This window comes from Streptomyces sp. NPDC101490 (assembly GCF_044767145.1).
In the GTDB taxonomy this organism is placed as follows: Bacteria; Actinomycetota; Actinomycetes; order Streptomycetales; family Streptomycetaceae; genus Streptomyces.
In genome coordinates this window covers 33,844-55,256 of sequence record NZ_JBIWNI010000012.1, presented here as the reverse complement: position 1 = coordinate 55,256, position 21,413 = coordinate 33,844, and the positions used below count along the sequence as shown (strand labels likewise).

Below are 21,413 nucleotides of genomic sequence, written 5' to 3'. Positions count from 1 at the left end.
CCGGCGCCGGGGTGCCCCCCCACACCCCCCCGGCCCCCCCCCCCCCCGCGCCGCCCAACTTCCCCCCCCCCCCCCCCCCGCCCGCGGCCGGGGCCCCGGGGGGGGGGGGCCCCCCCCCGCCGCTGCGCCGCACCCGCCGTGCCACCGCCTCTGGCCCTGTCGACCCGAAGGAGGCGTGAGATGTCGAAGCTCGGAGATCTCGGTGCCCGGCTCCACCGCGGTGAAATCGGTTACGACTTCATCGGCAACCGCAAGATCTGGTACGGCCTGTCCATCCTGATCACGATCACCGCCATCGCGGCCCTGGCCGTCCGCGGCGTCAACATGGGCATCGAGTTCCAGGGCGGCGCCGTCTTCACCACCCCGAAGTCGAACGTCAGCGTCAGCCAGGCCCAGGAGTACGCGGAAGAGGCCTCCGGCCACGACGCGATCGTCCAGCAGCTCGGCAACGGCTCCCTGCGCATCCAGGTCGGCGGCCTCGACACCGCGCAGTCCGACCAGGTCCGCACGGAGCTGGCCAAGGACCTGGCCGTCCCCGAGGACAAGATCGCCGCCGAGCTGGTCGGTCCCAGCTGGGGCGAGCAGATCGCCAACAAGGCCTGGACCGGCCTGGCGGTCTTCATGATCCTCGTGGTGATCTACCTGGCCATCGCCTTCGAGTGGAGAATGGCGGTCGCGGCGCTCATCGCCCTGATCCACGACCTCACGATCACGGTCGGCATCTACTCGCTGGTCGGCTTCGAGGTCACCGTCGGTACGGTCATCGGCCTGCTGACGATCCTCGGATATTCGCTGTACGACACCGTGGTCGTCTTCGACTCCCTCAAGGAGTCGACGAAGGACGTCACCAAGCAGACCCGCTTCACCTACAGCGAGCTGGCCAACCGCTCGATCAACGGCACCCTGGTCCGTTCGATCAACACCACCGTCGTCGCGCTGCTGCCGGTCGCGGGCCTGCTCTTCATCGGTGGCGGTGTCCTCGGCGCGGGCATGCTCAACGACATCTCGCTGTCGCTGTTCGTCGGCCTCGCCGCCGGCGCGTACTCGTCGATCTTCATCGCCACCCCGCTGGTCGCCGACCTCAAGGAGCGCGACCCGGCGATCAAGGCGATGAAGAAGCGCGTCCTCGCCAAGCGGGCCGCCGCCACCGCCAAGGGCGAGTCCCTCGACGACGGCGACGAGCTGTCCGAGGCCGCCGTGGTCGGCTCGCAGTCCGGCCGCCGGGGCCACGCCCAGGAGCGCCGAGGATGACCGCCGAGGCCCCGGACGTCACCGGGCTCCTGCTCAGCCGCATCCGTGACGTCCCCGACTACCCGAAGCCGGGCGTGCTGTTCAAGGACATCACCCCGCTGCTCGCGGACCCGGAGGCGTTCGGTGCCCTCACCGACGCCCTCGCCGCCCTGTGCTCCGCGCACGGTGCGACGAAGATCGTCGGACTGGAGGCGCGCGGCTTCATCCTGGCCGCCCCGGTGGCCGTCCGCGCGGGCCTGGGCTTCATCCCGGTCCGCAAGGCCGGAAAGCTCCCCGGGGCGACACTCCGCCAGGCGTACGAGCTGGAGTACGGCACCGCCGAGATCGAGGTGCACGCCGAGGACCTGGCCGCGGGCGACCGCGTGATGGTCATCGACGACGTCCTCGCCACCGGCGGGACGGCCGAGGCCTCGCTGGAGCTCATCCGGCGCGCGGGCGCCGAGGTCGCGGGCGTCGCGGTCCTCATGGAGCTCGGCTTCCTGCCCGGCCGCGCCCGGCTGGAGCCCGCCCTGAAGGGCGCGCCGCTCACCGCGCTGATCACCGTCTGACATCGAGCCCAGGCCCGTAGGGGGCGCTCCGGGGAATCCCCGGGGCGCCCCCGTCGTTTTCCGGAGTGCGCCGGTCCGGTACTCCGGGAGCGGAAGCACCGCGCGACCGGGCACGTCCACGCCCCGGGCGCGTGAGCAGCGCGCCCCCCGGCTCGATACCATGGGATCTCCGGGCCTGACCGGGGGACCCGGAACCGCACGAGGAGCGCTCTTGCCAGACGAGGCCCAGTCACTCTCCGCAGCGCAGCCCGACCCGAAGGCCGACCAGGCGGCGCAGGGGACCGGCACGCCCCAGAACAGGCCGGCGGAGACCGGGCCCACGCCTGCCGCACCGGCCCCGGGGACCCCGGCGCCCGCGCCCGTACGGCCCGCTCCGGCCGCCCCCGGCCGCTCCGGCGGCTCGTCCAACCGCGTCCGCGCCCGCCTCGCCCGGCTGGGTGTCCAGCGCTCCTCCCCGTACAACCCGGTCCTCGAACCGCTGCTGCGGATCGTCCGGTCCAACGACCCCAAGATCGAGACGGCCACGCTCCGCCAGGTCGAGCGGGCCTACCAGGTCGCCGAGCGCTGGCACCGGGGCCAGAAGCGCAAGAGCGGCGACCCGTACATCACGCACCCGCTCGCCGTCACCACGATCCTCGCCGAGCTGGGGATGGACCCGGCGACGCTGATGGCGGGACTCCTGCACGACACCGTCGAGGACACCGAGTACGGCCTCGATACCCTCCGCCGTGACTTCGGCGACCAGGTCGCCCTGCTCGTGGACGGCGTCACCAAGCTCGACAAGGTCAAGTTCGGCGAGGCGGCGCAGGCCGAGACCGTCCGCAAGATGGTCGTCGCCATGGCCAAGGACCCGCGCGTCCTGGTCATCAAGCTCGCCGACCGCCTGCACAACATGCGCACCATGCGCTACCTCAAGCGGGAGAAGCAGGAGAAGAAGGCCCGCGAGACCCTGGAGATCTACGCCCCGCTGGCGCACCGGCTGGGCATGAACACCATCAAGTGGGAGCTGGAGGACCTCGCCTTCGCGATCCTCTACCCCAAGATGTACGACGAGATCGTCCGGCTCGTCGCCGAGCGCGCCCCCAAGCGGGACGAGTACCTCGCCATAGTGACCGACGAGGTCCAGGCCGACCTCCGCGCCGCCCGCATCAAGGCGACCGTCACCGGCCGCCCCAAGCATTACTACAGCGTCTACCAGAAGATGATCGTCCGCGGCCGTGACTTCGCGGAGATCTACGACCTGGTCGGCATCCGTGTCCTCGTGGACACCGTCCGCGACTGCTACGCGGCGCTCGGTACCGTCCACGCGCGATGGAACCCGGTCCCCGGCCGGTTCAAGGACTACATCGCGATGCCGAAGTTCAACATGTACCAGTCGCTGCACACGACGGTCATCGGACCCAACGGCAAGCCCGTCGAGCTCCAGATCCGCACCTTCGACATGCACCGGCGCGCCGAGTACGGCATCGCCGCGCACTGGAAGTACAAGCAGGAGGCCGTCGCGGGCGCCTCCAAGGTCCGCGCCGACGTGCCGAAGAAGACCGGCAAGGACGACCACCTCAACGACATGGCGTGGCTGCGGCAGCTCCTCGACTGGCAGAAGGAGACCGAGGACCCCAGCGAGTTCCTGGAGTCGCTGCGCTTCGACCTCTCGCGCAACGAGGTCTTCGTCTTCACCCCCAAGGGCGATGTCATCGCCCTGCCCGCTGGGGCCACCCCCGTCGACTTCTCGTACGCGGTCCACACCGAGGTCGGCCACCGCACCATAGGGGCGCGGGTCAACGGACGCCTGGTGCCGCTCGAATCGACCCTCGACAACGGCGACCTGGTCGAGGTCTTCACCTCCAAGGCGGCGGGCGCCGGTCCCTCCCGCGACTGGCTGGGCTTCGTCAAGTCCCCGCGCGCCCGCAACAAGATCCGTGGCTGGTTCTCCAAGGAGCGCCGCGACGAGGCCATCGAGCAGGGCAAGGACGCCATCGCGCGGGCCATGCGCAAGCAGAACCTGCCGATCCAGCGGATCCTGACCGGCGACTCCCTCGTCACCCTCGCGCACGAGCTGCGCTACAGCGACATCTCCTCGCTGTACGCGGCGATCGGCGAGGGCCATGTCACCGCCCAGTCGATCGTGCAGAAGCTCGTCCAGGCCCTCGGCGGCGAGGAGGCCGCCACCGAGGACATCGACGAGACCGCGCCGCCCGTCCGGGGCCGCTCCAAGCGCCGCGCCAACTCCGACCCCGGCGTCGTCGTCAAGGGCGTCGAGGACGTCTGGGTCAAGCTGGCCCGCTGCTGTACCCCCGTGCCCGGCGACCCGATCATCGGATTCGTCACCCGGGGCAGCGGCGTGTCGGTCCACCGCAGCGACTGCGTCAACGTGGAGTCGCTCTCGCGGGAGCCCGAGCGCATCCTGGAAGTCGAGTGGGCGCCCACCCAGTCGTCCGTCTTCCTGGTCGCCATCCAGGTCGAGGCGCTGGACCGGTCCAGGCTCCTGTCGGACGTCACCCGGGTCCTCTCGGACCAGCACGTCAACATCCTCTCGGCGGCCGTCCAGACCTCCCGCGACCGGGTGGCCACCTCGCGCTTCACCTTCGAGATGGGCGACCCGAAGCACCTGGGGCACGTCCTGAAGGCGGTCCGGGGCGTCGAGGGCGTCTACGACGTGTACCGCGTCACCTCGGCCCGCAGGCCGTAGGAAGCCGTAGGAAGGGCCCTCGGGCCGCTCCACGGGCCAGGCGCGGTCCGCGGGACCCGCCCGGAGACCCGTGCGGCGCTCCCGCCGCCCGTACGCACCACGAGGAAGGCCCCCCGGCAGCACGCCGGGGGGCCTTCCTCGTACGGGGTCACCGGCCTCAGCCGCCGAACTCGACCAGGCCCTTCAGCGCCTGGTCGAGCAGGGCCTGGCGGCCCTCCAGCTCACGGGAGAGCTTGTCGGCCTTCGCGTCGTTGCCCGCGGCACGGGCCGCGTCGATCTGCTTGCGCAGCTTCTCCACCGCGTCCTGGAGCTGACCGGTCAGACCCGCGGCACGCGCACGCGCCTCCGGGTTCGTCCGGCGCCACTCGCCCTCCTCGGCCTCCTGGATCGCCCGCTCCACCGTGTGCATCCGGGCCTCGACCTTGGGACGGGCGTCCCGGGGCACGTGCCCGATGGCCTCCCAGCGCTCGTTGAGGGAGCGGAAGGCCGCACGGGCCGCCTTCAGGTCCGTCACCGGCACCAGCTTCTCGGCCTCGGCGGCGAGGTCCTCCTTCAGCTTGAGGTTCTCGGTCTGCTCCGAGTCCCGCTCGGCGAAGACCTCACCGCGCGCCGCGAAGAAGACGTCCTGGGCACCGCGGAAACGGTTCCACAGATCGTCCTCGTGCTCGCGCTGCGCCCGGCCCGCGGCCTTCCAGTCCGTCATCAGCTCGCGGTAGCGCGCCGCCGTGCCGCCCCAGTCGGTCGAACGGGACAGCGACTCCGCCTCGGTGACCAGACGCTCCTTGACCTTGCGGGCGTCCTCGCGCTGGGAGTCCAGCGCGGCGAAGTGGGCCTTGCGCCGCTTCGAGAACGCCGAGCGGGCGTGCGAGAAGCGGTGCCACAGCTCGTCGTCGGACTTCCGGTCCAGCCGGGGAAGGCCCTTCCAGGTGTCCACCAGGGCCCGCAGCCGCTCGCCCGCCGAGCGCCACTGCTCGCTCTGGGCCAGCTCCTCGGCCTCGACGACCAGCTTCTCCTTGGCGGTGCGCGCCTCGTCGGTCTGCTTGGCCTTCTGGACCTTGCGCTCCTCGCGGCGCGAGTCGACCGTCCCGACGAGCTTGTCCAGCCGGGTGGCGAGCGCGGCCAGGTCGCCGACGGCGTGGTGCTCGTCGACCTGCTGCCGGATGTGCTCGATCGCCGTCGTGGCGTCCTTCGCCGAGAGGTCGGTGGTCCTCACCCGCTTCTCGAGGAGGCCGATCTCGACCACCAGGCCCTCGTACTTGCGCTCGAAGTAGGCCAGGGCCTCCTCAGGGGTGCCGGCCTGCCACGATCCGACGACCTTCTCGCCCTCGGCCGTCCGCACGTACACGGTGCCCGTCTCGTCGACGCGGCCCCACGGGTCGCTGCTCACAGCGCCTCCTCACCATGATGCCGTCGTGGGGTGGTACCCCCCGGGCATCGTCCACAGTTTCCCGGCGGGCCTCGCCCGCCTTCCGCAGCGCGTCCTACGGACCGACGCTGCACAACGCCAATCTAGGCGAACCGCGCCCCGGCTGTCCGCACTCAGCGCGACCGAGATTCGCCGGTCCCGCCCGGGTGCGGACCCCGGGCTCACTTCTTCTTCACGGACGCCTTCGCGACGGTGACGGCCTTCTTCGGGGCGCCGTCCGCGGCGCCGCCCTCGACCCCGGCCGCCGCCACCTTCTGCACGACCTTGAGCCCGGCGGCGTCGATCTTGCCGAACGGGGTGTACGTCGGCGGCAGCTTGGTGTCCTTGTAGACCAGGAAGAACTGCGAGCCGCCGGTGCCCGGCTGCCCGGTGTTGGCCATGGCCACCGTACCGGCGGGGAAGGTCACCGAGCCGTCCGCGCCCGGCTTGCCCAGCGCGGTCAGGTTCTCGTCCGGGATGTTGTAGCCGGGGCCGCCGGTGCCGTCGCCCTTGGGGTCGCCGCACTGGAGCACGAAGATGCCCTGCGTGGTGAGCCGGTGGCACTTGGTCCCGTCGAAGTACTTCTTGTCGGCGAGGTACTTGAACGAGTTCACCGTGCGCGGGGTCTTCGCCGCGTCCATGGTGAAGGTCACGGCACCCTCGTTCGTGTCGAGCGCCATGGCGTACGAGGCCTTGGCGTCGACCGCCATCTCCGGCTCCGGAGCCGCGGGCTCGCTCGCCGAGGGCCCCGGGGTCGAGGGCGTGCCCTCCGGGGCCGCCCCGGCGTCCGAGCCCTTCTTGTCATCGTCCGTCAGCGCCACGGACGCGTACACCGCGCCGCCCGCCGCGAGCACCACCGCGAGGGCCGCCGCGATCACGGCGTTGCGACGCTTCGCCTTGCGCTGGTGCTCCTCGCGCCGCTGCTGCTGCCGCGCGTACTTCTCCCTGGCAAGCTGCCGCCGCCGCTGATCGTTCGTGACCACCGGATCCGCTCCCTCGTTCGTCTGTTCTCGTCCTGGCCGGATGTGCCCGTACCGTATACGGGTTGGCTGTGGAACCGGCACCGCCGGTAGGCTCTGATCTGCTGGATCCCGCGATTTCCGGGATCTCCGAAGCCCACTGCCGGACGACAACTAAGGACGAACGTGCTGATTGCCGGGTTCCCGGCCGGGGCCTGGGGGACCAACTGCTACCTGGTCGCCCCCGCCGCGGGCGAGGAGTGCGTCATCATCGACCCGGGCCACCAGGCCGCCCGGGGAGTCGAGGAGACGCTGAAGAAGCATCGCCTCAAGCCCGTCGCCGTCGTCCTCACCCACGGACACATCGACCACGTCGCCTCCGTCGTCCCCGTCTGCGGCGCGCACGACGTCCCCGCGTGGATCCACCCGTCCGACCGCTACATGATGAGCGACCCGGAGAAGGCCCTCGGCCGCTCCATCGGGATGCCCCTCATGGGCGAGCTGACCGTGGGAGAGCCCGACGACGTGCGGGAGCTCACCGACGGCGCCGCGCTGAACCTCGCCGGTCTGGAGTTCTCCGTCGCCCACGCGCCCGGCCATACCAAGGGGTCGGTGGCCTTCAGGATGCCGGAGACCACGGAGATCCCCTCCGTGTTCTTCTCCGGGGACCTGCTGTTCGCCGGCTCCGTCGGACGCACCGACCTGCCCGGCGGTGACATGGACGAGATGCTCGCTTCGCTGGCCCGCGTGTGCCTGCCGCTCGACGACTCGACCGTGGTGCTGTCGGGACACGGTCCCCAGACGACCATCGGCCAGGAGCGCGCCACCAACCCCTATCTGCGGGACGTGGCCGCCGGCCTCGGGAGCGCGAAGGCTCCCCGACGAGGAATGTGACGACCTACGTGAGCACCTTCAAGGCCCCCAAGGGCACGTACGACCTGATCCCGCCGCACTCGGCGACGTACCTCGCGGTCCGCGAGGCCATCTCGGCGCCGCTGCGCAGGTCCGGCTACGGCTATGTCGAGACCCCCGGCTTCGAGGACGTGAACCTCTTCGCCCGCGGCGTCGGAGAGTCCACGGACATCGTGAGCAAGGAGATGTACGCCTTCGAGACCAAGGGCGGCGACCGGCTCGCCCTGCGCCCCGAGGGCACCGCGTCCGTGCTCCGCGCCGCCCTGGAGGCCAACCTCCACAAGCAGGGCAACCTGCCCGTCAAGCTCTGGTACTCCGGCTCGTACTACCGCTACGAGCGCCCGCAGAAGGGCCGCTACCGCCACTTCTCGCAGGTCGGCGCCGAGGCGATCGGTGCCGAGGACCCGGCGCTCGACGCCGAGCTGATCATCCTGGCCGACGAGGCCTACCGCTCCCTCGGCCTGCGCGACTTCCGCATCCTGCTGAACTCGCTCGGCGACAAGGAGTGCCGCCCCGTCTACCGGGAGATCCTCCAGACCTTCCTGCGCGGCCTCGACCTCGACGAGGAGACCCTGCGCCGCGCCGAGATCAACCCGCTGCGCGTCCTCGACGACAAGCGCGAGGCCGTGCGGAAGCAGCTCGCCGACGCCCCGCTCCTCCGCGACCACCTGTGCGAGGCCTGCACCGCGTACCACGAGGAGGTGCGCGCCCTGATCACCGCGGCGGGCGTGGTCTTCGAGGACGACCCCAAGCTGGTGCGCGGCCTGGACTACTACACCCGGACCACCTTCGAGTTCGTCCACGACGGCCTCGGCTCGCAGTCCGCGGTCGGCGGCGGCGGACGCTACGACGGCCTCTCCGAGATGATCGGCGGCCCCGCGCTGCCGTCCGTGGGCTGGGCGCTCGGCGTCGACCGCACGGTCCTCGCCCTGGAGGCCGAGGGCATCGCGCTCGACCTGCCGTCCGCCACCAGCGTCTTCGCCGTGGCCATCGGCGAGGAGGCGCGCCGGGTCCTCTTCGGCAAGGTCACCGAGCTGCGCAGGGAGGGCGTCGCCGCGGACTTCTCCTTCGGCGGCAAGGGCCTCAAGGGCGCCATGAAGGACGCCAACCGCTCGGGCGCCCGCCTCGCCGTCGTCGCCGGTGAGCGCGACCTCGCCGAGGGCGTCGTCCAGCTCAAGAACATGGAGTCCGGCGAGCAGCGGGCCGTCGCCGTTGCGGAGCTCCTCGACGCGGTCCGGGCCGAGCTGGCCTGACGCACCACGGACTACCGGAGGGGCCGGGCCACGCGCACGCGTGTCCCGGCCCCTCCCGTTCGCCCTTACGCCCCCCTCACTTATCCCCCGCGAACGGTGGGGGCCGGGCCCCGTACGGCAGAATGACCCTGCCCAGCAGGCCCGCGACCGAGGGAACAGGACGACATGACGAAGGCAGCGGTGGACGAGGCCGCGTCCGGCCGGAACGACGGCGGGACGATCGGGGCGGGCAAGGCCCTCGCGTGGCTCCTCGTGATCACCGGAGCGGCCGGCGTGCTCGCCGCGTGGGTCATCACCATCGACAAGTTCAAGCTCCTGGAGGACCCGTCCTTCACCCCGGGGTGCAGCCTGAACCCGATCGTCTCCTGCGGCAACATCATGAAGAGCGAGCAGGCCTCGGTCTTCGGCTTCCCCAACCCCCTGCTCGGCCTCGTCACGTACGCCATGGTCGTCGCCATCGGGGTGGGCCTCCTCGCCGGGGCCCGCTACCGCCGCTGGTACTGGCTCGGCCTCAACGCGGGCACGCTCTTCGGCGTCGGCTTCTGCACCTGGCTGATGTACCAGTCGCTGTACGAGATCAACTCGCTCTGCCTGTGGTGCTGCCTGGCCTGGGTCGCCACCATCGTCATGTTCTGGTACGTGACCTCGCACAACGTGCGGAACGGCGTGATCCCCGCCCCCGCCGGCCTGCGGACCTTCTTCGCCGAGTTCACCTGGGTCCTGCCCGTCCTGCACATCGGGATCATCGGGATGCTGATCCTGACCCGCTGGTGGGACTTCTGGACCAGCTGACGGCCGCCGGGCTGTCACTGCCGTGACCTAGGCTTCATGACTGTGGAGCCCGACCTCTTTACCGCAGCGGCGGAAGAACGCCAGGAGAAGGACCCCGCCGGCAGCCCGCTGGCCGTCCGGATGCGCCCGCGCACCCTCGACGAGGTGGTGGGCCAGCAGCATCTGCTCAGGCCCGGCTCACCGCTGCGGCGGCTCGTCGGGGACGGCGCCGGAGGCCCCGCGGGAGCCTCCTCCGTGATCCTCTGGGGCCCGCCCGGCACCGGCAAGACCACCCTGGCGTACGTGGTGTCGAAGGCCACCGAGAAGCGGTTCGTGGAGCTGTCCGCGATCACCGCGGGCGTCAAGGAGGTCCGCGCCGTCATCGACGGGGCCCGCCGCGCGGTCGGGGGGTACGGCAAGGAGACGGTCCTCTTCCTCGACGAGATCCACCGCTTCTCCAAGGCCCAGCAGGACTCGCTCCTGCCCGCCGTGGAGAACCGCTGGGTGACGCTCATCGCCGCCACCACGGAGAACCCGTACTTCTCGGTGATCTCCCCGCTCCTCTCCCGGTCGCTGCTCCTCACCCTGGAGCCGCTGACCGACGACGACCTGCGCGCCCTGCTGGCCCGGGCCCTCACCGACGAGCGCGGGCTCGGCGGGGCGGTGACGCTCCCGGAGGACGCCGAGGCCCATCTGCTGCGGGTCGCGGGCGGCGACGCCCGGCGCGCCCTGACGGCCCTGGAGGCGGCGGCGGGCGCCGCCCTCGCCAAGGGGGAGCCGGAGATCAGCCTCCAGACGGTCGAGGAGACCGTCGACCGGGCGGCGGTGAAGTACGACCGGGACGGCGACCAGCACTACGACGTGGCCAGCGCCCTCATCAAGTCCATCCGGGGCTCGGACGTGGACGCGGCCCTGCACTACCTGGCGCGGATGATCGAGGCGGGGGAGGACCCGAGGTTCATCGCCCGGCGCCTGATGATCTCCGCGAGCGAGGACATCGGCCTCGCGGACCCCGGCGCCCTGCCGATCGCCGTGGCGGCGGCCCAGGCCGTCGCCATGATCGGTTTCCCCGAGGCGGCGCTCACCCTGAGCCACGCGACCATCGCCCTGGCCCTGGCCCCGAAGTCGAACGCGGCGACGACCGCGATCGGAGCCGCCCTCGCCGACGTGCGGGGCGGCCTGGCGGGTTCGGTCCCGCCGCATCTGCGCGACGGGCACTACAAGGGCGCCGCCAAGCTGGGCCACGCCCAGGGGTACGTGTACCCGCACGACGTGCCGGGCGGCATCGCGCCCCAGCAGTACGCGCCGGACACCGTCCACGGCAAGCGGTACTACGAGCCCACCCGGTACGGGGCCGAGGCGCGGTACGCGGACGTGGTGGAGCGGGTGCGGGAGAGGCTGAGGGGCGAGGGCGGCTGACGGACGGGTGTCCGGGGCCGGGCCGGAAGAGCGCCGCCCCTCCGCGCGGCCCCGTCACCGGACCGCTGCCAACAGGCCTCCGTGCGAGGGCGCCTTCCGGAACCGGTACACTGGTCCGGATCGCTGCGTCCCGTGTCCGGCTCCGGTCGGCACCACCAGAACGGGACAGTCAGCAAGGAGACCCGGCCCCCGGGCGGGGTTTCCAGGAGCGTCGCGCACCTTCGAAGGTGTCGCGTGCCACCCATCACCACCCGGATCTCCGGGAGCGGCGATGGGTCGTTCGCGTGCTGCACGTATGTGCCCAGACCTGGGGGCGGCTGCCCGGCAGGCCCGTCCCGTACGGACCCGCGGGTTTCCCCGGCTGCGGATGCGACCTCCCTGAACCCTGGTGAAGCCGTTTTCGTATCCATGAGAGAGGTTGGTTCATGCCGAACCAGTCCCGTCCCAAGGTCAAGAAGTCGCGTGCCCTCGGCATCGCGCTGACCCCCAAGGCCGTCAAGTACTTCGAGGCCCGCCCCTACCCGCCGGGCGAGCACGGCCGTGGCCGCAAGCAGAACTCGGACTACAAGGTCCGTCTGCTCGAGAAGCAGCGTCTGCGCGCCCAGTACGACATCAGCGAGCGCCAGATGGCCCGCGCCTACGACCGCGCCAAGAAGGCCGAAGGCAAGACGGGCGAGGCGCTGGTCGTCGAGCTCGAGCGTCGCCTCGACGCCCTGGTCCTGCGTTCGGGCATCGCCCGCACCATCTACCAGGCCCGCCAGATGGTCGTCCACGGCCACATCCAGGTCAACGGTGGCAAGGTCGACAAGCCGTCCTTCCGCGTCCGTCCCGACGACGTCGTGATGGTCCGCGAGCGCAGCCGCACCAAGCCGCTGTTCGAGGTCGCCCGTGAGGGTGGCTTCGCCGCCGACGGTGAGACCCCGCGCTACCTGCAGGTCAACCTGAAGGCCCTGGCCTTCCGCCTCGACCGCGACCCGAACCGCAAGGAAATCCCGGTCATCTGCGACGAGCAGCTGGTCGTCGAGTACTACGCCCGCTGATCCCAGCACGGCGTCGTACCACCCCCGCGGTGTTCAGCCCGCCGCTTCCCCGCCCTTGAAGGTGGGGGAGCCGGCGGGCTTCCGCGTTCCCGGGACCTTCCCCGGCCCGGCCGTACGGAAGGGACGCGGAGCCGACGCCGGAGCGCCACCGCCCGGGCCCCGGCCCACCGCGAGCGCCCGCTCCACCGCCTCCGCGGCCGAGAGTCCCCGGCCCTCGGCGCACGCCGCCTCGAAGGCCGCGGGACCCAGCGCCTCCGCCGACCGCCGCTCGCACAGAGCCCGCGGCCCGTCGAACGCCGCCGAACCGAAGAACCGGACGCCCACCGCGTCCCACATCGGCGCCGCCGCCCCCTGGAGGACGGCCGCCTCCACCGGATCGCCCCCGCTCACCGTCACCAGCGCCAGCAGCTCCACCGCGAGGACGAGACCCACCAGGTCCCGGAACGTGTGGTTGATCAGCACGCACTCGGTCAGCAGCTCCCGCGCCTCCGCCAGCGCGCCCCGCGTCCACGCCGCGTACCCCAGGACGTAGAGCGCGTACGCCCGGGTCCACAGCTCACCGCTCTCCCGGCAGATCTCCCGCACCTCCCGGCAGAGCGCGACCGCCCCCTCCAGATCGCCCCGGAAGGCCCGCGCCATCCCCAGCTCCACCTGTCCCATGAGCACGTTGCTGTTGAGCTCGCCCAGCTCCCGGTAGGCGTCGAGGGCCCGGCCGATCAGCTCCTCGGCCCGGGGCAGGTCGTCCGTGAGCAGCGCCAGACAGCCCATCCGGTGCGTCGCGTACGCCTCCGCGAGCGCGTGCCCCGAGGCCCCGGCCCCCTCCCGGCACTCGTGGAGCGCCGCCACCGCCGCGGCCCGGTCGCCCTGGAGCACCGTCACGTACCCCAGCACCCACAGCGCCTTCAGCCGAGGCCCCTCCTGCTCCGAGTCCGGCGCCAGTGCCCGCTCCAGCCAGTGCCGCCCCTCCGACAGACGCCCGCAGCCCACCCACGCGAACCAGAGGGTGCCCGCCAGGTGCTGGGCCAGGTGCGTGTCCTCCGGGAGCTCCAGGCACAGGTCGAGCGCCGCCCGCAGATGGGGGAGCGCCGTCTCGACCCGGACCGCCACCTCCGGCTGGCGCGGACTGAACCACTCCAGCTCGCACCAGGTGGCGAGGCCCACGTACCAGTCCCGGTGCCGCCGCCGCATCCGCTCCGTGTCGCCCAGCGCCGCCAGCCACTCCGCCCCGTACGCGGCCACCGTGTCGAGCATCCGGTACACCGGGCCCACGGAGGTGTCCTCCCGGACCAGGAGCGACTGCGCGAGCAGCCCCCCGAGCACGTCGAGCACCCGCTCGGGCGCCAGCTCCGGGCCCCCGCACACGTACTCCACCGCCTCCAGGTCGAAGGGGCCGGGGAAGACCGAGAGCCGCGCCCACAGCAGCCGCTCCTCCGGGGTGCACAGCTCGTGGCTCCAGCCGATCGCCGTGCGCAGCGTCCGGTGCCGGGGCAGGGCACCGGGGGCACCGTCCGAGAGGAGCCGGAACCGGTCGTCGAGGCGGTGCAGCACCTGCTCGACGGAGAGCAGCGGCAGCCGTCCCGCCGCCAGTTCCAGGGCCAGCGGGAGACCGTCGAGGCGTCGGCACAGCTCCGCCACCGTCGCCGCGCCCCCGGCCGGGGCGGGCCACCCGGCGGCCGGGGCGTCCCCCGGCAGTGCCGGGGCCCCCGCCTCCACCGCCCGCTCGGCGAGCAGCGCCGCCGAGTCCGCCGCGTCCAGCGGAGCCAGCGGCAGGACGGCCTCGCCCGGCACCCGCAGCGCCCGGCGCCCGGCGGCGAGCACGGTGAGCCCGGGGGCGTGTTCGAGCAGCTCCCGCAGGAGCGCCGCGCAGGGCTCCGCCAGGTGCTCGAAGCCGTCCACCACCAGGAGCGTCTCGCCCTCCGCGAGACGGCGCAGGAGCACCTCGCGGGCGGTGCGGGGGGTGTGGTCGGTGAGACCCAGCGCCTCGACCAGGGCGTGCGCGAGGAGCGCGGGGTCGCGCAGCGGTGCGAGCGCGGCGAGCCGGACCCCGGCGCCGTAGCGTTTCTGCACTTCGGCGGCGACGCGCAGCGCGAGCCTGGTCTTGCCGACGCCCCCCACTCCCACGACCGTGACCAGCCGGGACGTGTCGAGGAGCGCCGTCAGCGCGGCCCGCTCGGCGGCCCGTCCGACGAACCGATTCAGCTCCGCCGGGAGATTGCTCCGTCGCATGGGACACGGAGCGTACCCACCCGCGCGCGCTCCGTACAATCGGCTCCGTCGCTCCCGTCCCGCGCCCCGGTAATGCGGTACGGCGGGACAGCCGGGGCGCGATAGGCTCGGGAGACGTATTTTCGCAAGGGCCCGACGACAGCAGAGAGCGCGGTGCAGAGTGACCGGTGGAGAGGTTGCCGGGATTCTGGTGGCCGTCTTCTGGGCGATCCTGGTCTCCTTCCTCGCCGTGGTGCTGGTGAGGCTGGCGCAGACGCTCAGGGCGACCACCAGGCTCGTGGCGGACGTGACCGAGCAGGCCGTTCCCCTGCTCGCCGACGCCTCCGCGACCGTGCGCTCGGCGCAGACCCAGCTCGACCGGGTCGACGCCATCGCCACCGACGTCCAGGAAGTCACCTCCAACGCCTCCGCGCTCTCCTCCACCGTCGCCTCCACCTTCGGCGGCCCGCTCGTCAAGGTCGCCGCCTTCGGCTACGGCGTGCGCAAGGCGCTCGGCCGGGACCGGGGCGCCGACGGGGGCGCGCCCGGGCCGCGCGTGCGGCGCACGGTGATCGTCGGCCGTACCGTGCCGTCCTCACGACGCCGGAAGCAGAAGGGCTGAACCCGATGTTCCGCCGTACGTTCTGGTTCACGGCCGGCGCAGCCGCCGGTGTGTGGGCCACCACCAAGGTCAACCGGAAGCTCAAGCAGCTGACCCCCGAGAGCCTCGCCGCCCAGGCGGCGAACAAGGCGGTCGAGACCGGCCACCGTCTCAAGGACTTCGCCCTCGACGTCAGGGCGGGCATGGTCCAGCGGGAGGCGGAGCTGGAGGAGGCACTCGGTCTGGACGCGCCCGCCGAGCCCGGCCGGGAGCTTCCGGAGCCGCGCCGCAGGGCCGCCCTCGGACCCACCGCGCATCCCACCCCGCACGTAATTCCCACGATCTCGTACAACCGGAATGAGGACCACTGATGGAGTCGGCTGAAATCCGCCGCCGCTGGCTGAGCTTCTTCGAGGAGCGCGGGCACACCGTCGTCCCTTCGGCGTCGCTCATCGCGGACGACCCGACTCTGCTGCTCGTCCCCGCGGGCATGGTGCCCTTCAAGCCCTACTTCCTGGGTGAGGTCAAGCCGCCCTTCTCGCGCGCCTCCAGCGTGCAGAAGTGCGTGCGTACGCCCGACATCGAGGAGGTCGGCAAGACCACCCGCCACGGCACCTTCTTCCAGATGTGCGGCAACTTCTCCTTCGGCGACTACTTCAAGGAAGGCGCCATCAAGCTCGCCTGGGAGCTGCTGACCTCCCCGGTGGAGCACGGCGGCTACGGGCTGGAGCCGGAGAAGCTCTGGATCACGGTCTACCAGGAGGACGACGAGGCCGAGCAGATCTGGCGCGACGTCGTCGGGGTCCCCGCCGAGCGCATCCAGCGCCTCGGCAAGGCGGACAACTACTGGTCGATGGGCGTCCCCGGACCCTGTGGCCCGTGCTCCGAGATCAACTACGACCGCGGCCCCGAGTTCGGCGTCGAGGGCGGCCCGGCCGTCAACGACGAGCGGTACGTGGAGATCTGGAACCTGGTCTTCATGCAGTACGAGCGCGGCGAGGGCTCCGGCAAGGACGACTTCCCGATCCTCGGCGAGCTGCCCTCGAAGAACATCGACACGGGCCTCGGCCTGGAGCGCCTGGCGATGATCCTCCAGGGCGTCCAGAACATGTACGAGACGGACACCCTCCAGGTCGTCATCGACAAGGCCACCGAGCTGACCGGCGTCGCCTACGGCAAGGCCCACGACAGCGACGTCTCGCTGCGCGTGGTCGCCGACCACATGCGCACCTCCGTGATGCTCATCGGTGACGGCGTCACCCCGGGCAACGAGGGCCGCGGCTACGTGCTGCGCCGCATCATGCGCCGCGCCGTCCGCAACATGCGCCTGCTCGGCGCCACCGGACCGGTCGTCCAGGAGCTCGTCGACACCGTGATCGACACGATGGGCGAGCAGTACCCGGAGCTGATCACCGACCGCAAGCGCATCGAGACCGTGGCGCTCGCCGAGGAGGCCGCCTTCCTCAAGGCCCTCAAGGGCGGCACCAACATCCTCGACACCGCCGTCACCGAGACCAAGGCCACCGGCGGCTCGGTCCTCTCCGGCGACAAGGCGTTCCTGCTCCACGACACCTGGGGCTTCCCGATCGACCTGACCCTGGAGATGGCCGCCGAGCAGGGCCTCTCCGTGGACGAGGACGGCTTCCGCCGTCTGATGAAGGAGCAGCGGGACCGGGCCAAGGCCGACGCCAGGGCCAAGAAGACCGGTCACGCCGACGTCACCTCCTACCGGGAGATCGCCGACGCCAGCGGCGCCACCCAGTTCACCGGCTACACCAACACCGAGGGCGAGACCACGGTCGTCGGTCTCCTCGTCAACGGTGTCCCCTCGCCCGCCGCCTCCGAGGGCGACGAGGTCGAGGTCGTCCTCGACCGCACCCCCTTCTACGCCGAGGGCGGCGGCCAGATCGCCGACCAGGGCCGCATCAAGCTGCACTCGGGCGCGGTCATCGAGGTCCGTGACGTCCAGCAGCCGGTCCCGGGCGTCTCCGTGCACAAGGGTTCCGTGCAGGTCGGCGAGGTGACGGTGGGCGCCACCGCCTACGCCGCCATCGACGTGCGCCGCCGCCGGGCCATCGCCCGCGCTCACTCGGCCACCCACCTCACCCACCAGGCGCTGCGCGACGCCCTCGGCCCGACGGCCGCCCAGGCCGGTTCCGAGAACCAGCCCGGCCGCTTCCGCTTCGACTTCGGTTCGCCGAACGCCGTCCCCGGCGCCGTCCTCACCGACGTGGAGCAGAAGATCAACGAGGTCCTCTCGCGCGAGCTGGAGGTCCACGCCGAGGTCATGCCGATCGACGAGGCCAAGCGCCAGGGCGCCATCGCCGAGTTCGGCGAGAAGTACGGCGAGCAGGTCCGGGTCGTCACCATCGGGGACTTCTCCAAGGAGCTGTGCGGTGGCACCCACGTGCACAACACCGCCCAGCTGGGTCTGGTGAAGCTCCTCGGCGAGTCCTCCATCGGTTCCGGCGTGCGCCGCATCGAGGCCCTCGTCGGCGTCGACGCGTACCACTTCCTCGCCCGGGAGCACACGGTCGTCGCCCAGCTCCAGGAGCTGGTCAAGGGACGTCCGGAGGAGCTGCCCGAGAAGATCTCCTCGATGCTCGGCAAGCTGAAGGACGCCGAGAAGGAGATCGAGAAGTTCCGCGCGGAGAAGGTCCTCCAGGCCGCCGCCGGTCTGGTCGACTCCGCCCGGGACGTGCGCGGGGTGGCCCTCGTGACCGGTCAGGTCCCGGACGGCACAGGCGCCGACGACCTGCGCAAGCTGGTCCTCGACGTGCGCGGGCGCATCTCCGGGGACCGTCCGGCCGTCGTCGCCCTCTTCACCACCGTGGGCGGCAAGCCGCTGACGGTCATCGCCACCAACGAGGCCGCCCGCGAGCGCGGTCTCAAGGCCGGTGAGCTGGTGCGCACCGCCGCCAAGACCCTCGGTGGCGGTGGCGGCGGCAAGCCGGACGTCGCCCAGGGCGGCGGCCAGGACCCGGCGGCCGTCGACGACGCCATCGCCGCCGTCGAGCGCCTCGTGGGGGAGACGGCGTGACGATGCGCCGCGGCCGCCGTATCGCGGTGGACGTAGGGGACGCCCGGATCGGGGTCGCCTCGTGCGACCCCGACGGGGTCCTCGCCACGCCGGTGGAGACCGTGCCGGGGCGTGACGTCCCGGCCGCCCACCGGCGGCTCCGCCAGATCGTCGCGGAGTACGAGCCGATCGAGGTCGTCGTGGGTCTGCCCCGCTCGCTCAGCGGGCGGGAGGGTCCGGCCGCGACCAAGGTCCGTGCCTTCGCGGGGGAGATGGCCAAGGGCATCGCCCCGGTGCCGGTCCGGCTGGTCGACGAGCGGATGACCACGGTCACCGCGACGCAGGGACTGCGGGCCTCCGGGGTGAAGGCGAAGAAGGGACGGTCCGTCATCGACCAGGCCGCCGCTGTGATCATCCTTCAGAACGCTCTTGAGTCCGAACGGGTATCAGGTAATCCGCCCGGTGAGGGCGTCGAAGTGGTCATCTGATCGCGATACGGTAACGTTCCGCGCGATGCGGCGGATTTCGAACAGGTGCCGCACTACGTAGAGGCGGATCGTCCGGAAGCCTCGCGGCTGTGGTTGGGGATCGATGACTGAGTATGGCCGGAGCCCTGGCTCCGAACCGTGGCACCCCGGGGACCCGCTCTACGGGGACCAGGGGTGGGAGGGCCAGCAGCAGCAGTACCCGCACCCGCAGCAGGCGAACCAGTACGGGCAGGCCGATCAGACCGGTCACGGCTACGACCCCGCGTACGGCCAGGGCGGGCACCCCGGCCAGGGCTACGAGGCCGACCCGTACCAGCAGCAGGGCCAGCAGTACCAGCAGCAGGGCTATGCCGATCCGCAGTACCAGCAGCAGGTCCCACAGCATCAGCAGGTCCAGCCCCAGCAGCCGCAGCAGCTCCATGACCAGCAGCAGTACCAGCAGGCGTACGAGCAGCAGCAGGCACAGCAGTACGCGACGGGTTACCCGGGCGGTTACGACCCGCCCGGGAACCCCGGACAGCAGTACGACGGCAACTGGGAGACCGGCCAGGCGGCGATGGCCTACGGCACTCCCACGGCCGACCCCTACGGGGGACAGAACCCCGACCTCTACGGCACGCCCGAGGCCTACCCGCCGCCGCAGCCGCCCGGCCGCAGACAGAACCCGCCGGAGCCGGTGATCGACTGGGCGCCGGAGGAAGAGGAGCGCCCGGAGCCGGTGGAGGAGAAGGAGGAGCACCCCTTCTTCACCGGCGAGGACGACGCGCCGGAGGACGAGCACGAGGAGGAGCCCGGGCGCGGCCGGGGCTCCCGCGGCGGTGACCGCGAGCGCCGGAGCAAGACGAAGAAGCGCAAGGGCAAGAACGGCATGGCCTGTCTGGTCGTCGCCGTCGTCCTCGCGGGCGGCACCGGTACCGTCGCCTACTTCGGCTACCAGTTCTGGCAGGGAAAGTTCGGCGCGGTGCCCGACTACGTCGGCAACGGCACCGGAGACGTCCAGGTCGAGATCCCGAAGGGGGCGGTCGGCTCCGCGATCGGCAACATCCTCAAGAGGGAGGGCGTCGTCAAGAGCGTCGACGCCTTCGTCGCCGCGCAGACGAAGAACCCCAAGGGCCTCTCCATCCAGGACGGCGTCTACACCCTGAAGAAGGGCATGTCGGCGGAGGCGGCGGTCGCACTCATGCTGAACCCGGCGAGCCAGACCAACTTCATCATCCCCGAGGGCCGCCGGAACATCTGGGTCTACGGCGAGATCGACAAGAGGCTCGGTCTCGAAGCGGGCACCACCCAGGACGTCGCCAAGGCCAAGGCCGGCCAACTCGGCCTGCCGAAGTGGGCGATGAACCACAAGAACCTCAAGGACCCGCTGGAGGGCTTCCTCTTCCCGGCCAGCTACCCGGTGGCCAAGGGCACGAAACCCGAGGACGTGCTCCGCAAGATGGTCAACCGGGCGAACGCCGAGTACCTCAAGCTCGACCTGGAGTCCAAGGCCGGTTCCCTCGGTGTCGAGGGTCCCTGGCAGCTGCTCACCATGGCCAGCCTCGTCCAGGCGGAGGGCACCTCGCACGAGGACTACCGGAAGATGGCGGAAGTCATCTACAACCGCCTCAAGCCGAACAACCCGCAGACCTACGGCGCGCTGGAGTTCGACTCCACCTACAACTATCTGAAGAACCAGAGCAAGATCGACCTCACCATCCCCGAGCTGCGGAAACTCGACCACCCGTACAACACCTATTTCGTCAAGGGTCTCCCCCCCGGTCCGATCGACAACCCCGGCCTGGAGGCGCTGGAGGGCGTGCTCAACCCCACGCACGACGGCTGGTACTACTTCATCTCGCTCGACGGCAAGAACTCCGAGTTCACCAAGACGCTCGCGGAGCACAACAAACTCGTCGACAAGTTCAACGAGTCGAGGAAGAACTGATGGCGGCGGCACACCGGGCGGCGGTCCTGGGATCCCCCATCGCCCACTCCCTCTCCCCGGTCCTGCACCGGGCCGCGTACGCCGAGCTGGGCCTCGGCCACTGGTCGTACGAGCGGTTCGAGGTGGACGAGGCGGCACTGCCCGGCTTCATGAGCACGCTCGACGCGGGCTGGGCCGGGCTCTCGCTGACCATGCCGCTCAAGCGGGCCGTCATCCCGCTGCTCGACGAGGTCAGCGACACGGCCGCCGCCGTGGAGGCGGTCAACACCGTCGTCCTCCACGAGGACGGCTGCAGGACGGGCGACAACACCGACATCCCCGGCATGATCGCGGCCCTGCGCGAGCGGGGCGTCGAGAAGGTTGAGGCCGCGGCGGTCCTCGGCGCCGGAGCCACCGCCTCCTCCGCGCTCGCCGCGCTCGCCCGGATCTGCGCCGGACCGGTGACCGCGTACGTGCGCAGCGAGGCGCGCGCCGAGGAGATGCGCGGCTGGGGCGAACGGCTCGGCGTGGACGTGCGGACCGCCGCCTGGGACGACGCGGCGCAGGCGTTCGACGCGCCGCTGGTGATCGCGACCACCCCGGCCGGTACCACCGACACTCTCGCGTCGGCCGTGCCGCCCCGGCCCGGCACCCTCTTCGACGTGCTGTACGACCCCTGGCCGACCGCCCTCGCGGCCGCCTGGTCCGAGCACGGCGGCAAGGTCGTCGGGGGCCTCGACCTCCTCGTCCACCAGGCGGTGCTCCAGGTGGAACAGATGACGGGCGTGCCCCGCGCACCGCTGGCGGCGATGCGCGCCGCGGGCGAACGGGCCCTGGCGGCCCGCTAGACCGTGCCCGGCGGCTCCTCCCCGTGGCGGGACCCGCCGGGATCTCCTGTGCCCGGATCTCCCGGGGTGGGGGCGCCGCCCGGCCGTCCGTCCCCTGGT

At 71.6% G+C, this 21,413-nt stretch carries 17 protein-coding genes; 14 read left to right on the top strand and 3 right to left on the bottom strand.

Features of this window, described 5'->3' with window-relative positions; translation table 11 throughout:
* The first annotated feature begins 180 nt into the window (after positions 1-180).
* From secF to ACIRQY_RS21710, 3 genes are all read left to right on the top strand, one after another.
* On the top strand, positions 181-1,251 hold the full coding sequence (secF, locus tag ACIRQY_RS21720) for a protein translocase subunit SecF (RefSeq protein WP_351787507.1): 1,071 nt from the start codon (positions 181-183) through the stop codon (positions 1,249-1,251).
* Positions 1,248-1,799, top strand: coding sequence for an adenine phosphoribosyltransferase (locus tag ACIRQY_RS21715; protein WP_351787510.1), 552 nt, complete (start codon positions 1,248-1,250; stop codon positions 1,797-1,799). Before secF ends, ACIRQY_RS21715 begins: the two co-directional genes overlap by 4 nt.
* Before the next feature lie 211 nt (positions 1,800-2,010).
* Entirely contained in the window at positions 2,011-4,488 is a 2,478-nt protein-coding gene (locus ACIRQY_RS21710) for a bifunctional (p)ppGpp synthetase/guanosine-3',5'-bis(diphosphate) 3'-pyrophosphohydrolase (RefSeq protein WP_351787513.1), read from the top strand.
* Positions 4,489-4,645: 157 nt separating this feature from the next.
* On the opposite strand, the gene ACIRQY_RS21705 is transcribed toward ACIRQY_RS21710, so the two are convergent.
* Positions 4,646-5,875 (bottom strand): DUF349 domain-containing protein, encoded by a 1,230-nt coding sequence (locus tag ACIRQY_RS21705; protein ID WP_351787516.1) that lies wholly within the window; start codon positions 5,873-5,875, stop codon positions 4,646-4,648.
* 200 nt (positions 5,876-6,075) lie between these two features.
* Positions 6,076-6,876: a peptidylprolyl isomerase gene (locus ACIRQY_RS21700; protein ID WP_351787519.1), complete on the bottom strand. Its 801-nt coding sequence runs from the start codon at positions 6,874-6,876 to the stop codon at positions 6,076-6,078.
* A 162-nt stretch (positions 6,877-7,038) separates the two neighbouring features.
* Here ACIRQY_RS21700 and ACIRQY_RS21695 point away from each other — a divergent pair, with 162 nt between their 5' ends.
* From ACIRQY_RS21695 to rpsD, 5 genes are all read left to right on the top strand, one after another.
* The gene (locus tag ACIRQY_RS21695) at positions 7,039-7,746 is read left to right on the top strand and encodes an MBL fold metallo-hydrolase (RefSeq protein WP_351787522.1); all 708 of its coding nucleotides are present in this window, start codon (positions 7,039-7,041) and stop codon (positions 7,744-7,746) included.
* A gap of 8 nt (positions 7,747-7,754) precedes the next feature.
* On the top strand, positions 7,755-9,017 hold the full coding sequence (gene hisS / locus ACIRQY_RS21690) for a histidine--tRNA ligase (RefSeq protein ID WP_403928080.1): 1,263 nt from the start codon (positions 7,755-7,757) through the stop codon (positions 9,015-9,017).
* 165 nt (positions 9,018-9,182) lie between these two features.
* Positions 9,183-9,809: a vitamin K epoxide reductase family protein gene (locus ACIRQY_RS21685; protein ID WP_403928077.1), complete on the top strand. Its 627-nt coding sequence runs from the start codon at positions 9,183-9,185 to the stop codon at positions 9,807-9,809.
* Positions 9,810-9,851: 42 nt separating this feature from the next.
* On the top strand, positions 9,852-11,207 hold the full coding sequence (locus tag ACIRQY_RS21680; RefSeq protein ID WP_403928278.1) for a replication-associated recombination protein A: 1,356 nt from the start codon (positions 9,852-9,854) through the stop codon (positions 11,205-11,207).
* A 425-nt stretch (positions 11,208-11,632) separates the two neighbouring features.
* Positions 11,633-12,247: a 30S ribosomal protein S4 gene (rpsD, locus tag ACIRQY_RS21675; RefSeq protein ID WP_024758279.1), complete on the top strand. Its 615-nt coding sequence runs from the start codon at positions 11,633-11,635 to the stop codon at positions 12,245-12,247.
* Between the two features lie 33 nt (positions 12,248-12,280).
* Here rpsD and ACIRQY_RS21670 read toward each other — a convergent pair whose 3' ends face one another.
* Complete coding sequence (locus ACIRQY_RS21670) at positions 12,281-14,473, bottom strand: ATP-binding protein (RefSeq protein ID WP_403928072.1); 2,193 nt, start codon at positions 14,471-14,473, stop codon at positions 12,281-12,283.
* A 160-nt stretch (positions 14,474-14,633) separates the two neighbouring features.
* Here ACIRQY_RS21670 and ACIRQY_RS21665 point away from each other — a divergent pair, with 160 nt between their 5' ends.
* The 6 genes from ACIRQY_RS21665 to ACIRQY_RS21640 all read left to right on the top strand — a co-directional run bounded on the left by ACIRQY_RS21665 (position 14,634) and on the right by ACIRQY_RS21640 (position 21,314).
* Positions 14,634-15,074 (top strand): DUF948 domain-containing protein, encoded by a 441-nt coding sequence (locus tag ACIRQY_RS21665; RefSeq protein WP_351787533.1) that lies wholly within the window; start codon positions 14,634-14,636, stop codon positions 15,072-15,074.
* 5 nt (positions 15,075-15,079) lie between these two features.
* Entirely contained in the window at positions 15,080-15,424 is a 345-nt protein-coding gene (locus tag ACIRQY_RS21660; RefSeq protein ID WP_403928069.1) for a DUF6167 family protein, read from the top strand.
* A complete protein-coding gene (gene alaS / locus ACIRQY_RS21655) occupies positions 15,424-18,093 on the top strand; it encodes an alanine--tRNA ligase (protein ID WP_351787538.1) in 2,670 nt (889 codons plus the stop codon). The genes ACIRQY_RS21660 and alaS overlap by 1 nt, the downstream gene beginning before the upstream one ends.
* A gap of 2 nt (positions 18,094-18,095) precedes the next feature.
* Positions 18,096-18,560: a Holliday junction resolvase RuvX gene (gene ruvX, locus ACIRQY_RS21650; protein ID WP_189832423.1), complete on the top strand. Its 465-nt coding sequence runs from the start codon at positions 18,096-18,098 to the stop codon at positions 18,558-18,560.
* A 103-nt stretch (positions 18,561-18,663) separates the two neighbouring features.
* A complete protein-coding gene (gene mltG / locus ACIRQY_RS21645) occupies positions 18,664-20,487 on the top strand; it encodes an endolytic transglycosylase MltG (protein ID WP_403928066.1) in 1,824 nt (607 codons plus the stop codon).
* Positions 20,487-21,314 (top strand): shikimate dehydrogenase, encoded by an 828-nt coding sequence (locus tag ACIRQY_RS21640; protein WP_403928063.1) that lies wholly within the window; start codon positions 20,487-20,489, stop codon positions 21,312-21,314. The genes mltG and ACIRQY_RS21640 overlap by 1 nt, the downstream gene beginning before the upstream one ends.
* The last annotated feature ends 99 nt before the right edge of the window (positions 21,315-21,413 follow it).